Source organism: Pseudomonas sp. LG1E9, from assembly GCF_003290225.1.
GTDB lineage: Bacteria > Pseudomonadota > Gammaproteobacteria > Pseudomonadales > Pseudomonadaceae > Aquipseudomonas > Aquipseudomonas cyclaminis.
On the sequence record NZ_CP029983.1, the window covers coordinates 3,791,393 to 3,804,638 of the forward strand.

The window sequence follows — 13,246 nt, forward strand, 5'->3', positions numbered from 1 at the left end:
CAAATCTCCTCAGGCTTAGAAAGGGGCAGCGCCCGCCTGGAGCGCTGCCTACCTTTTTGTGAGGCGCTTCCCTGTTCATAAATTTCAAAATAAACCGTTGCAGTGCGACCAGCGGTCGGGGGTTACGCATCAAGCGAAACCGCGACGCAGAGCACTTGTGGCTCACTTCCCGGCGTCCTCGTTCGGCTCAGGCGATGAACGGCGCGACTGGCAAGCGAAGCGCAAAGTCATGTGGTGAGCCGAAACTTATGTTGAAGCGAGCATGCACGTTCCCGCGCCTGTAGCCTCATCCGTTTGAACAAGCTACTCGCTGGAAGGCTTTCAGCCTTTAGCAAGTGGCCAGGTACTCGCAAAGCGTCGCCGAACAAGCCCGAACTGCGCCGTCCACAATCAGCTCATAACCATGAGTGTTTTCGGTAGGTATTGCTATGCACCCCGCTCTGGCCGACGAGCCATTGCTTAATACGGCGCTCGCATCTGAAGCAAAATCGACGAGTAACGCATATTGAGGGCTGTAACCACAGCGCTCTGCTGCAGCAGCTAAGGACGTCACGATGTCGCGTGTGTAATAACCCTTTTCGTCGCCGGTATTGATGATTGGATCGACACTCAGCCTCGTTCCATACTCATCCATCACTGGCCCGACCTCTACAGCGATAGTGGTTTCACCTGGGAGAGATGCGGATGCGAACATCGCCCCTGCATTGGATTCTTCTTCCGACGTCGTAAATACAAGATATACGTCGCATGCCAGCTCATCTCGACGATGGCTCAATTGATGGGCGGAATCGATCACGGCCGCCATGGGGGCACGGTCATCCAGAAAATGCGCAGCGATGGCGTCACCCACCCGAAACGGTTCACGCCAATGACGACTCAACACGACCCGCGTACCCGGACGTACGCCCTGAGTGCGCAAGATCGGCGGTGAAGATCGCGTAATCACATGAACGTCATTCCAGTGCACGTTTCCCGATAACACATCAGCGCCTTGGGGTGCATTCTGCGTTGCATGCATTGAGCCGAAAGATAAAACGCCTGGGATAATTTCGTTATCACCCAGAATATCAACCGGACACATACCGAAATTCACCGGGTTCGCGCCTCCCAGCGCAGTAACTCTCAATGTGCCGTCTTCATTGACGCTCTTAACCACCATCGCGATTTCATCCATGTGCGCCATGACCCTTACGGCTCTGCGCGATTCGGTAACCTCCCGCTTACCCTTGATAAGTCCTATGACGTTACCTGCGGCATCAACCCATGTTTCGTCGCAGAGAGGAGTAATGGTTTGCAAGCATATTTCGCGAACCTCATCTTCCTGCCCACCTGGCCCGCGAGCCATCAGGAGTTGAGTCAACAATTCGGAAAGTGTGTTTTGCGGGTTTGAGGCTCTGGAATTCGCTTCACGTTGTGCATCAGACATTTTCGGTCTCTCGCGCAGGCATTTGTAAATGGCAAGCGGCACCATTGCAGCGCCGCCTGATTTCAAATCACGGCTTTTACTTGGATTACAAATTCAAGAGGTGTTCCGGAAATTTTTCAGGGCGACGGATAAAAGGTTCAGAACTAACCCAGGGCTGTATCAAGAAACATCATGACTGCGAAACCCAGCATCAGGCCTAAGGTCGCTGGTGTCTCATGACCATTGCGATGTGTTTCGGGAATGACCTCATGGGACACTACAAAAATCATGGCGCCAGCTGCTAAACCTAGAGCGATGGGATACCCCAAGGCGAAACTACTGGAAATCCCTAAACCGACAATTGCCCCCAAGGGTTCCATCAGCCCCGAACCAACCGCAATCAGCGCGGCTCGAAGCGCAGAGATGCCTGTCACCCGTAATGCCAGGGCGACTGCCAACCCTTCCGGAATGTCCTGTATGGCAATCGCGGTTGTCAGCGGCAGCCCCACCTTCATATCGCCGTTGGCGAAGCTCACTCCAATAGCCATCCCTTCTGGCAGGTTATGCAGCGTGATTGCCAAGACGAACAACCAGACCCGATTGATACGCTGCGCGTCCGGCCCCCTGCGTCCGCTTTTCTCGTGTTCGTGAGGGACGAAACGATCAAGGCCAACCATCAGCGCTACGCCCAACCCTAATCCCGCAACAACAACGCATGCTGCGAGCAACTGGTTTGCGCAAAGGGCCTGAGCTGCTTCGATACCAGGGAGAATGAGCGAGAAGGAACTGGCGGCCAGCATCATGCCGGCGGCAAAGCCAAGCATGATGTCTTGCGTACGGGCGGTTATGTCACGCAATGCGACTGCTGCAATGGCTCCAAGTCCTGTCGCGGCGAACCCGGATAGCCCACCCAGAAAAGCAAAGCGGAGATTCGCCTTGTTGGCACCGACAAACGATCCATAACCGCTGACCAAGAGGAAAACAGTGACACACAACAGCAACGCCCAAAAGGACAGTCCTCCCCACCCTGAGCGGGAAACGTGTGCCAACCAACCGCGCAAGTGCACTCCAAAAGATGAAGAGGGTTCCGTCATTCTTCCTCCGTAGCTTTAAGCGTCAGCCTTTACTGTGCTCGGGCGAAGAAGGCCCCTCCTTGACGCCCCGTGGTCCGGCGACTCCCCAGACGACCAAACCCACTACCGGGAATATGATCAGAGCAAGCGCCCACGCTGATTTTATCCCTACGGTTTTGTCACTCCGAAACACGCTGACAATGGCCAATAGATCGACAAGCAGAATGAACACGGCGACAGCAATCGCAAAATAGCTGGTGGCTTCAGACATGGTTTAGCCCTCCTTAGGGTGTTAACCCTTAGGCTCCGGGCAAATACGGACGTTCCAAGAAAATCACGGGGCTGCAGCTAGCACGGGTCTGCGTTTTAATTTTCTTTGGCAATGATGGAGATTTTTCCGTTGCGCTCAATTATCGCGAACTTGATCTCTTCCAGCCTCTCGATACCTTGGCTGGAGCGCGCAGCCTCCATTACATCGGCTTCGATTAATCGAGCGTGACGCAGGCGTCTGTGCAGGAGCTTGCCATTCTCGACGATGATCGTTGGCTCACCATCGATCAGCCTTGATACCCAGCCAGAACGCTGTTTAAGCAGCGATAGGCCAACGTCAATGGCGATCAGCGTCACGATGACGAGCACGCCGTTGGTGATGGAAAAATCATCGCCCAGCAGCGCTTGCTGGGTGGCTTCGCCGATCATCATCAGCAAGACGAAATCGAAGGTCGTCAGCTCTGCCAATGAGCGCCGCCCAGCAATCTTGAAGAGCACCATAAGGGCTAGATACATTGCTCCTGCACGCAAGACAGAGTCCATAGGTCACCTAAGGAAAAATGAATTGAACAAGCCTTACGCTTGAAGTGCCGGCGGAGATGATTTTGCTGCGCAAGAGACCGACCGCGTCGCCGCGTAAGGTGATGTACAGGGTTGCCTGCCCGTCAGCGTCAGTTTGCATCCAGAGTTTCATGCCCTGAGAAGAGCTGCGTGAGCGCAATGGTTCAGGTTGTAATGTTTCAATGCTGAAGCCCTCTAGCAACTGCCCAGCCAGCTCCAGTTCAACGGGTGAGTTTGGCCTTTCTGTCAGCGTGATTTTCATCGAGTTGGTGGAGCCGTTTCGATGAAACATCTCGTATTCGACCCTGACCTTCCCATCGTCGCTACGCACCTCTCTCGAACTGAGCAGTCCTCTGGAAAACACGCCCCCGAGCGCCATCACCAAAATCAGAACCAACACGTACCAGCCGACCCGCTCGAAACGCCAGACCGTCAATTGATAGGCCATGTCCTCACGAACGGGATGGTTTCGGCTTTTCAAGTCTGGATGATCGGTGTCTTCGCTCATCAGGCTTCACCTGTATCGCCGAGCTGCGCGCGGCGATGAAAATGAGGAAGCTGGCGCAAGGCGTATTCGGTGGCTTGCTCTTGAACCTGACAACGTCCGCCGAAGAACCGGTGTTCGTGACTGAAGAGATAGCACTTGTCATCGGACTGAAACGCCCAGGCAAAACAAATTGTGCCCGCAGGAATGCCGTCCACAGCGTCGGGGCCGAGTATCCCTGTAGTCGCGATGGCGGCATTTGCAGTGCTGTCTCGTAACGCCCCTCTGGCCATTTCCTCAGCGACTTCGACGCTCGTCAGGTTGAACGTCTCGATAGTCTGGGGGCTGACATGGAGCAATCGTTGCTTGGCCTGTGGCGAATACACCACATAACCACATTCGATAAATTCGCCGCTGCCTTCCACTTCAGACAAAAGCGTGACAATTTTGCCTGCGGTGCAGGACTCAGCCGTGGTCACTACCAAGGCGTGCTCACGCAAGTATTGGACGATCTCATCTGCGATGGGCATGTGCTGAACTCATCGGGGTATTGTTTGATCGACCACTACAGAAGCCGAACATTCCAACGATTTTCGACGAAAAGGATTTAGAGCGGCTGCGATTTACAGCCTGCTGGGGTCGGCCAAGCTCAACGACCTGAACCCGCAAGCCTATTTGACACGCGTGCTGGAGCGCATCGCCGTACGCCCGATCAGTCGGGTCAGTGCAGTTCGCACGCTTACTGCCTTGCAGCCTCTACAGCGACTCATCTGCCGTCTCCCGGGCACAACCTGTCATCACACTTCAGACTCAGGCACCCAGCGGCGGAACAGCACACTCGCGTTAACGCCGCCAAAACCGAACCCATTTGAGAGTGCGTTCGTGATCGCCATCTCCCGGGACTTGAGGCGCACCAAGTCAAGCCCTGCGGCCGCCTCATCGGCATGATTCAGGTTGAGCGTGGGAGGCACGACCTGATCACGAAGCGCCAGTACGGTAAAGATCGCCTCAATGCCTCCGGCCGCACCCAGAAGATGCCCGGTGGCAGACTTGGTCGAGCTGATTGCCACGCCAGAATCGCTCCCGAATACCGCGCGAATGGCGGCCAACTCGCCCTTGTCACCGACCTGGGTGGAGGTCGCGTGTGCGTTGATGTGCTGCACATCCAGAGGGCTGACAGCCGCCTGACGCAGTGCCTGCTCCATGGCGCGGCGTGCGCCGCTACCGTCCTCGGGACCTGCGGTCAGGTGATAGGCATCTGCACTGGTGCCATAACCCACCAGCTCGGCCAGTGGCTTGGCGCCACGCGCGAGGGCATGCTCCAGTGACTCGATCACCAGCAACCCCGCGCCTTCGGACATCACGAAGCCATCGCGATCCCGATCAAAAGGCCGTGAAGCCTGCTGCGGGTGCTCGGCAAAACCGGTGGATAGCGCACGCGCCGCTGCAAAACACCCCAGGGTCACACGGTCGATCGCCGCTTCGGTACCGCCGCACAGGGCGATATCCGCCTCACCACTTCTGATGATCCTGGCGGCATCGCCGATAGCCTGTACGCCGGCGGCGCAGGCCGTGACCGGGGCGCCGAGCGGCCCTTTGAAACCGTGCTGGATGGAAACGTGCCCCGCCGCCATGTTGGCGAGAAAAGACGGCGCGGTGAATGGCGATAATCTGCGCGGGCCACGTGTGTCGGTGGTCCGCACAGCATCGGCAATCACACCAAACCCGCCCACGCCAGATGCAATAATCGTCGCGGTCCTTTGCTGGTCTGCGCTTTCAGTCGGGTGCCAGCCTGCCAGCTCAAGCGCCTCATGCGCCGCCACAAGAGCAAACTCAATGAAGCGATCCATCTTCTTGCGGTCCTTGGCCGAAATGATGCGCTCAGGGTCATACCCCGCGATGGCATCTTCCGCCAGTGACGGCACCTGACCACCGACTGCAACACCGGTCCCCTCGGTAACCTCGCCCGGTAGCTGGCGGATGCCCGAACGTCCAGCCAACAAGCGCTTCCAGACCTCCTCAACCCCGCATCCCAGCGGCCCGACAATGCCGACGCCCGTGACCACGATTCGCTTTTGTCCGTTGAGATTATTCATTGAACCCTCTTCATTTATCAGTCGGAAGTGCTTGGGTGGGTTTCGCTGTATGCGTACCGCTCTCAGGCTCGGGACGGATCTTGAACCATATGGAATACATCGCAGGCAGGAATACCAGCGTCACAATGGTTCCGACAAACGTGCCTCCGATCAGGGTGTAGGCCAGCGTCCCCCAGAAGACGGAATGGGTCAGCGGGATGAACGCCAGGATTGCCGCCATCGCTGTCAGCAAGACCGGGCGAGCCCGCTGTACCGTGGCTTCGACCACCGCATGAAAAGGGTCTAGCCCTTCTTGTTCGTTGTGGTGGATTTGCCCGATCAGAATCAGCGTATTGCGCATCAGGATGCCCGAGAGCGCGATCAGACCGACCAGCGCGTTGATGCCGAAGGGTTGTTGAAACAGTAACAAGGTCGGCACTACACCCATCAACCCCAGCGGTGAGGTGAGGAACACCATGATCATCGCGGAGATGGAGCGAACCTGCAGAATGATGACCAGCAGCGTCATGGCAATCATGATCGGGAACAGCGGCAACATCGCCGTACCGGCCTTGCCCGACTCCTCGATTGCACCCGCTTGCTCGATCCGATAGCCGTCCGGCAGTTTGTCGATGATCGGCTGGAGTTCCTTCACAATCGCACTCGACACATCCGGCGGCTGCAGATCCTCGGCAATATCGCCGCGTACGGTGATGGTCGGTGTACGGTCACGACGGCGAAGGATCGGATCCTCCATACGTACATCGACCCCCCCTACCTGAGACAACGGAATCCGCTGACCCGCCGTGCCGACCAGGGTAAAGCCTTCGATTTTGGCGGGATCAAGGCGGATATCACCTGCCGCACGCCCGACCACCTGCACCGAACGAATGTTCTCGCGCACCGCCGTGATCGGTACGCCCGCCAGCAGGAACTGCAGTTGCTGTGCCACCGCGCTTGACGTCAACCCCACGGCCTGCAAACGATCCTGATCCAGCGTGAAATGCAAGGTCGGCGTCAGCGGGCCCCAGTCGGTGTTGACGGTTCTCATCATCGGACTGGCCTGCAACACGTCCTGCACCTGACCGGCAATTTCGCGAAGTTTCACCGGGTCAGGCCCCATCACCCGGTAGGCGACCGGGAACGGCGAGTACGGGCCAAACACCAGTTGCGTGACCCGGACCCGCGCTTGCGGCGCAAGGCCATCGGCAGCCGCCTCGCGCAGACGCAACTTGAGGGTCTCACGGGCCTCCTGGCTGTCTGTCAGCACCACGATTTTGGCGAATGACGGATCCGGCAGTTCCGGTGCCATCGCCAGATAAAAACGCGGTGCGCCTTGCCCGATATAGGCCGTGACGATTTTTGCCTCCTCCTGCTGTTGCAGCCAGGCTTCTATCTTGGCGCTGGTGGCGCTGGTCTGCTCAATGGAGGTTCCATAGGGCATTTGCACTTCAATCAGAACCTCAGGACGGTCCGAGGTCGGGAAGAACTGCTTCTTGACCAGGCCCATGCCGAGGATCGACACCACAAACAAAACGATAACGGTGCCGGCCACCAGCCATTTGCGCGCAATGACCTGCGTCAACAGCCGGCGGAAGCGGTTGTAGTGACGGGTGTTGTAGATGGCGGCGTGGCCACCATCGACTGTCTTAATGTTCGGTAGCATCTTCACGCCCAGATACGGGGTGAAAACAACGGCCACCACCCAGGAGGCAATGAGGGCTATACCGACAATCCAGAACATGTTGCTGGTGTACTCACCGGCGGTCGATTGCGCGAAGCCATTGGGCATAAAGCCGATCGCCGTCACCAGGGTACCGGACAGCATCGGCGCCGCCGTATGGCTCCAGGCGTATGCGGACGCCTTGATGCGGTCGTAGCCCTCTTCCATTTTCACCACCATCATTTCGATAGCAATGATGGCGTCGTCCACCAGCAGGCCGAGTGCCAGAATCAATGAGCCGAGGGTAATCCGGTCAAAGTTCTTCCCCGTGGCCTCCATCACCACAAACACTACGGCCAGCGTCAACGGCACAGCGGCCGCCACCACAACGCCGACACGCCAGCCCATGCTGAGAAAGCACACCAGCATCACCACGAGCAGTGCGACAAAGAACTTGACCATGAACTCGCCGACGGCCGAATCGATATTCACCGCTTGATCGGTGACTTTGGTGAGCGCCATGCCCAGCGGCATGCCCTGGTTGATCTTGACGGTCTCCGCATCCAGCGCCTTGCCGAGGTCCAGCCCGTTCCAGCCATCGCGCATCACGATCCCCAGCAGCAACGCATCTTCACCGTTGTTACGCACGAGAAAGGTTTTGGGATCTTCGTAACCACGTTCAATCGTCGCCACATCAGAGAGCTTGAGCGTGCGTCCCTGGAGCGTAATAGGTGTGTCGCGAATTTTCTGCAGCTTATCGAAGGCGCCATCCAGGCGCAGGAAGACTTCAGGTCCTTGGGTTTCAATGGAACCTGCAGGCGTGAGCACATTTTGATTATTCAGCGCGGCAAAAATGTCCTGAGGCGATACGCCCAAGGTGGCCAGGCGATCATGGGAAAACGAGACAAAGATACGTTCGGGCTGCTCCCCGATAATATTGACCTTCTTCACACCCGGCACATGCAGCAGGCGCTGGCGCAACGACTCGGCATCGCGCACCAACAGGCGCTGTGGCTCGCCTTTGGCTTTCAGGGCAAACAGGGCGAATGTCACGTCCGAGAATTCATCGTTGACCATCGGCCCAATGACACCGGCCGGCAGCTTTATCGCCTCATCATCGAGCTTTTTACGCGCCTGATAGAACTCCTCCTGCACCTGCGACGGCGGCGTGCTATCGAGCAATGACAGCATCGTGAACGCCAGGCCCGGGCGGGTATAGGTTTCCGAGCGGTCGTACCACTTCAGTTCCTGCAGGCGTTTTTCAAGCGGCTCTGCGACCTGATCCTGCATCTCCTGGGCAGTCGCCCCCGGCCACGCGGTGACCACCGTCAACTGCTTGACCGTAAAGGGAGGATCCTCCGCGCGCCCCAACTGGAAGAACGACAGGATGCCCGCAACAGCAATCAGGAAGATCAAAAATACCGTGATCGAGCGCTCGCGTACGGCGAGCGCCGAAAGGTTGAAACGACCCTCGCTCATGGATGAGTCCCCGCAACCTTGACGTCACCCTGTTGAGCCAGCCGCACCTCTTCGCCATCGCGCAGCAGGTGTGCACCCAAGGCTACAACCGGCTCGCCTTCCTTGAGATCGCCTGCGACGCGTGCTGCATCGTCGCTTAAACCCAGGACCTGCACAGGCCGCCAACTCACTTTCGCCGGTGTACCGGCGATGACCCACACCCCCGTCCCCTTGCCGGGGTCATAAACCGCCGCGATGGGTACTTGCAACACCGGCCCCTGCGCCGCGCCTTCGCCAATCCTGAGTGTGACGGTCGAACCAAGTGGCGCATTCGCCAGTGCGCCCTCCAGCACATATCGCGCCTCGAAGGTGCGAGTCATACGGTCCGCCGAGTCCGACAGCAGCCTGAGCCTTGCGGTAACCGCACCGGTGGTGTTGCCATAAAGTGTCGCTTGCGCGGAAGACCCGACTGCCGGGCGCACGGTCTCGGGCAGGTGCACGATAGCCTCGCGCTGCCCTGCTCTCGCGAGCCGAACCACCGGCTGCCCCGGGCTGACGACTTGCCCAGGCTCAGCGAGCGTCTCCACCACGACGCCGTCGGTATCCGCCACCAGCACCGCATAACCCGAAGCATTCCTTGCCACATCAGCCTGCGCTTGCGCGGCGCTCAGTTGTGCCTTGGCGGTATCCGCCGCCGCTTTGATCTGGTCATAGGCCGATGCAGAGACCGCACCTGCAGCGACCAGATCACGGTAACGCGCTTCGTCATCCGCAGTCTGCTTGGCTCGGGCCCTAGCGGCTGTGACCGACTCTTGCTGTGCCCGCGCCTGCAAACCCAAGTCAATCGGGTCGAGTCGCATGAGCGGCTGGCCACGCTTGACGGTCTGGCCGGTGTCAACCAAGCGCTCTAGGATCTTGCCTGACACCCGAAAGCCCAAATCGCCCTGAGTACGGGCAGCGACCACCCCAGTGAAAGAACGCGAGATATCAGAGGAAGCCTGAACCGCTGCCGACCTCACCAGCGGGGCTTGCGTGCGCGGATCTTGAGCGGTGGATGGCTCGCCACACGCCGTCAGGACGAGAGGCAACAAGCAAGCGGCAATAGGGGCAGGTCGAAGCCGGCGCATAGATTCCCTTGATTAAATAATAGGATGGAAATCATATTTTTAGACATGTGACTATATTTGTCAACGGTCACAATTGCCATGCATCGATCTAAAAGCCTGGCAGTCGCGTTTATAGGTCAAACTGGTCGTTGAGCAATAGTGTCAATTGACAGATAGTGACCATAACGTAACATGGTCACATCCAACATTCGATTCAAGGAATCTCAATGCCCTCCCTTCACCCCCTCGCTCTTTTGGTGAGCGCCAGCCTGATAGCAGGTTGCGCGGTCGGTCCGGACTATCAGCGTCCTGACGCGCCGCTTTCCGGTGCATATATGGGCCAGGCCGCTGTTGAACAACGGCCTGGTGCGCCGCAGGCGAGTCTTGCCGCGTGGTGGGAAGGCTTTGGTGATCCACAGTTGGCCGACTTCGTCTCTAAAGCCCTTGCGCAGAACCTGGACCTGGCACAAGCGGCGGCGCGAGTCACACAAGCGCGCGCAGGACTGGGCGCCGCCAATGCCGCTTTACTGCCCTCGGGAAACATCAGTGGTCAGGCTGCGCGTTCCTATCAGTCAATCGAGACGCCACTGGGCCAGGTGTTGAATTCAACCCCTGGCTTTGATCGATACGGAAGTTCCTACGAGCTCAACCTTGATGCGAGCTGGGAGGTGGATGTGTTCGGCGGCCTGCGACGCGGGCGCGAGGCCGCACTGGCCGAGTACCAGGCCTTCGAGGCTGGCGCTGCCGCCACACGCCTGGCCATCGCTGCGCAGACGGCTGATATCTACATCACGGTACGTGGATTGCAGGCCCGGCTGGACATCGCAAACCGACAAGTCAAAACGCAGGAGCAATTGCTGGAAAAAGTCCAACTGCTCTATGGCAAAGGCCTCGCCGCCAGCTATGAGGTTCGCCAAACGGAAGGCGCGCTGTCGCAAGTCCAGGCGACAGTACCGGCTCTGCAAACTGGCTTGGATGCCGCCATTAACGCACTCGATGTGATCCTCGGCACACCTCCAGGCACGCATCGAACGCAATTGGCAAGTCAGGGCACGATTCCTCTGGCACCACAACTGAACGACACTGGAACACCCGCCGATTTGCTGCGCCGCCGGCCAGATCTGATTGTGGCTGAGCGCCGCCTCGCGGCCTCCAATGCACGCATCGGTGCGGCCGCCGCTGAGTACTACCCGAAGTTTTCACTGAGCGCATTGCTCGGCAGTGCCACGGCCGTATCCGGCGGCAATCTGTTTACCGGCGGTGCCAGCCAGTCGGCAGGCGTCTTGGGCCTGCGCTGGAGGCTCTTCGACTTCGGTCGCATAAACGCACAGATTGACCAGGCAAAGGGGCAGGAAGCCGAAGCACTGGCCGCTTACCGCCAGTCTGTCTTGCGCGCCACTGAGGATGTCGAAAACGCCTTCTCCGCCCTGGTGAATCGGGAAGTTCAAGCCACAACTCTCACCGCAGGCGAGGACGCCCTGACACAGGCCCGCCAATCGTCGTTCACAGCCTATCAAAACGGCACAGTCAGCCTGATCGATGTGCTGCACGCCGACGAGATCCTGCTGCGCTCGTCCGATGCTCGCGCACAAGCTCGAACCGAATCGGCACGGGCAGCGGTCGCCGCCTTCAGAGCGCTCGGCGGTGGCTGGCAAGCGCCTGAGTCCCAGCGTGTGGCGACTCGATAAACTACGGGCCCTGCCGTACGGCAGGGCCGCGTGTGGAACAGCAGCCAATCAGAACCGATAACTGACAGAGGCTCCAAGACCGCTCGCGCTGTTTTTATACTTGGAACTGTATGCGCCCCTGGTCGCAGAGACGTGATTGATCTGAACACTCTCTTCCCACAGATAAGAGTAGGCAACATCAATTGTGAAGTTGTTTGCGGGGGTCCAGCCTGCGCCGACGCTGAACACTTTCCGGTCGCCCGTAGGAATGCGCGGCCCTCGATCGGTGTTATTGGTGGGCGACTGATCGACCGAGAAGCCGGAACGAAGCACCCACTGATCATTTAACTTGTACGCCGCGCCGATCGCGTGAGCCCACGTATCATGCCAGTTCTGTTCTTCGGTGACGGAACCCAGTTGAGCACTCAACAAAGGAGGCAACCCTTTGGTCTCGCTGGTCAATTCCTTGAAGCGACTCCACCGCGTCCAGGTACTCCCAGCGTATAGGGTCCAGTCATCATCCAGTTGATGAGTCAACGACATGTCCACGGACTCTGGAGTATCCACTTCCAGCGAAGCGTCATAGCTGCGACCACTCACCCCCAGCACGCTAAAGAGACCGTCAGTGACCTTGGTCTTGGCATCCAGGCGGTAGCTGACCTTGGAATGGTAAGTCATCCCCAGACGGGTGCGGTCTGTAGCCTGCACCAAGATACCGACGTTGAAACCCAGAGCCGTGTCATCCCCTGTACTTTTGAGTTTGCCGTCATTGCGGCCGGGGCTCAGCGGATTGGGCACCATCCCGGACAGCTCGCCGCTGATGCGGTTGATGGTAGGACCAAACCCAATCGATACTTTATCGTTAAAGGCATAGCTGACGGTGGGCTGAAACGTAAGGGTCGTGACTTCACTTTTGTTGGCATAGTAACGGCCGGCAAAATCGCTGCCGTAATCGGTCATCAGACCAAACGGCACATAGAACCCCACACCGAATGCCCAATGCTCATCAATAGGCTTCACGTAGTACCCCATCGGTACCGTGGTCACTGGCACCATGTCGCCGTCTTCCTGACCGCCGAATGTACTGCGCGTCTGGCTTATATCCGACTTCGCGAAAAGCGTCGCGCCACCCACGCTGACCTGCTCGCTTTTCAAGCGAGCCATACCCGCCGGATTACCGAAGACCGTGCTCGCATCTTCAGCCGAAGAAGAGCGACCGGCAAACCCGGAGCCCATCCCGCTGATGCTTTGTTCGTTGAGCGCAAAACCGCTCGCCAGCACGTTAGAAGAAGCAAGCACGACAGCCAGTCCAAGTGGACGTTTGAGCAAGTTTTTTTTCATTATTGGAACTCTTCATGGTCACCGAAAGAACCCGGCGGTCGCCGCGCAAGTAACAGAGAGGCGCTGAATCATAGCGATGCCGCCAAAGCTGGGGAGTCATGTTTAGTCATGTGACCATTTATGTCAATGGTCACAATCCAGGC

Annotated in this window: 11 protein-coding genes and 1 pseudogene; 2 read left to right on the plus strand and 10 right to left on the minus strand. The window is 58.1% G+C overall.

Features of this window, described 5'->3' with window-relative positions:
• Positions 1 to 328: 328 nt before the first annotated feature.
• From DNK50_RS17370 to DNK50_RS17395, 6 genes are all read right to left on the minus strand, one after another.
• Positions 329 to 1,345, minus strand: a complete 1,017-nt coding sequence (locus DNK50_RS17370; protein ID WP_256595619.1) for a M42 family peptidase — start codon at positions 1,343 to 1,345, stop codon at positions 329 to 331.
• A gap of 224 nt (positions 1,346 to 1,569) precedes the next feature.
• Positions 1,570 to 2,499: a ZIP family metal transporter gene (locus DNK50_RS17375; RefSeq protein WP_112195386.1), complete on the minus strand. Its 930-nt coding sequence runs from the start codon at positions 2,497 to 2,499 to the stop codon at positions 1,570 to 1,572.
• A 22-nt stretch (positions 2,500 to 2,521) separates the two neighbouring features.
• Positions 2,522 to 2,749, minus strand: a complete 228-nt coding sequence (locus DNK50_RS17380; protein WP_112195388.1) for a PLD nuclease N-terminal domain-containing protein — start codon at positions 2,747 to 2,749, stop codon at positions 2,522 to 2,524.
• A gap of 95 nt (positions 2,750 to 2,844) precedes the next feature.
• Positions 2,845 to 3,291 (minus strand): DUF421 domain-containing protein, encoded by a 447-nt coding sequence (locus tag DNK50_RS17385; RefSeq protein WP_054070289.1) that lies wholly within the window; start codon positions 3,289 to 3,291, stop codon positions 2,845 to 2,847.
• Positions 3,292 to 3,298: 7 nt separating this feature from the next.
• Positions 3,299 to 3,817, minus strand: coding sequence for a hypothetical protein (locus tag DNK50_RS17390; RefSeq protein ID WP_112195390.1), 519 nt, complete (start codon positions 3,815 to 3,817; stop codon positions 3,299 to 3,301).
• A complete protein-coding gene (locus DNK50_RS17395; protein WP_112195392.1) occupies positions 3,817 to 4,323 on the minus strand; it encodes a CinA family protein in 507 nt (168 codons plus the stop codon). Before DNK50_RS17395 ends, DNK50_RS17390 begins: the two co-directional genes overlap by 1 nt.
• Positions 4,324 to 4,396: 73 nt before the next feature.
• Here DNK50_RS17395 and DNK50_RS17400 point away from each other — a divergent pair.
• Positions 4,397 to 4,516: pseudogene (locus tag DNK50_RS17400) on the plus strand (transposase domain-containing protein); the annotation flags it as partial.
• 74 nt (positions 4,517 to 4,590) lie between these two features.
• Here DNK50_RS17400 and fabF read toward each other — a convergent pair.
• The 3 genes from fabF to DNK50_RS17415 are packed head-to-tail and all read right to left on the minus strand — an operon-like array spanning position 4,591 to position 10,116.
• Complete coding sequence (gene fabF, locus DNK50_RS17405) at positions 4,591 to 5,889, minus strand: beta-ketoacyl-ACP synthase II (RefSeq protein WP_099583108.1); 1,299 nt, start codon at positions 5,887 to 5,889, stop codon at positions 4,591 to 4,593.
• A gap of 10 nt (positions 5,890 to 5,899) precedes the next feature.
• Positions 5,900 to 9,010, minus strand: a complete 3,111-nt coding sequence (locus tag DNK50_RS17410; RefSeq protein ID WP_112195394.1) for an efflux RND transporter permease subunit — start codon at positions 9,008 to 9,010, stop codon at positions 5,900 to 5,902.
• Positions 9,007 to 10,116: an efflux RND transporter periplasmic adaptor subunit gene (locus DNK50_RS17415; RefSeq protein WP_112195396.1), complete on the minus strand. Its 1,110-nt coding sequence runs from the start codon at positions 10,114 to 10,116 to the stop codon at positions 9,007 to 9,009. Before DNK50_RS17415 ends, DNK50_RS17410 begins: the two co-directional genes overlap by 4 nt.
• 206 nt (positions 10,117 to 10,322) lie before the next feature.
• Between DNK50_RS17415 and DNK50_RS17420 the strand changes: the two genes are divergently transcribed.
• On the plus strand, positions 10,323 to 11,783 hold the full coding sequence (locus tag DNK50_RS17420; protein ID WP_112195398.1) for an efflux transporter outer membrane subunit: 1,461 nt from the start codon (positions 10,323 to 10,325) through the stop codon (positions 11,781 to 11,783).
• Positions 11,784 to 11,831: 48 nt separating this feature from the next.
• On the opposite strand, the gene DNK50_RS17425 is transcribed toward DNK50_RS17420, so the two are convergent.
• On the minus strand, positions 11,832 to 13,103 hold the full coding sequence (locus DNK50_RS17425; protein ID WP_112195400.1) for an OmpP1/FadL family transporter: 1,272 nt from the start codon (positions 13,101 to 13,103) through the stop codon (positions 11,832 to 11,834).
• Between the last annotated feature and the right edge of the window lie 143 nt (positions 13,104 to 13,246).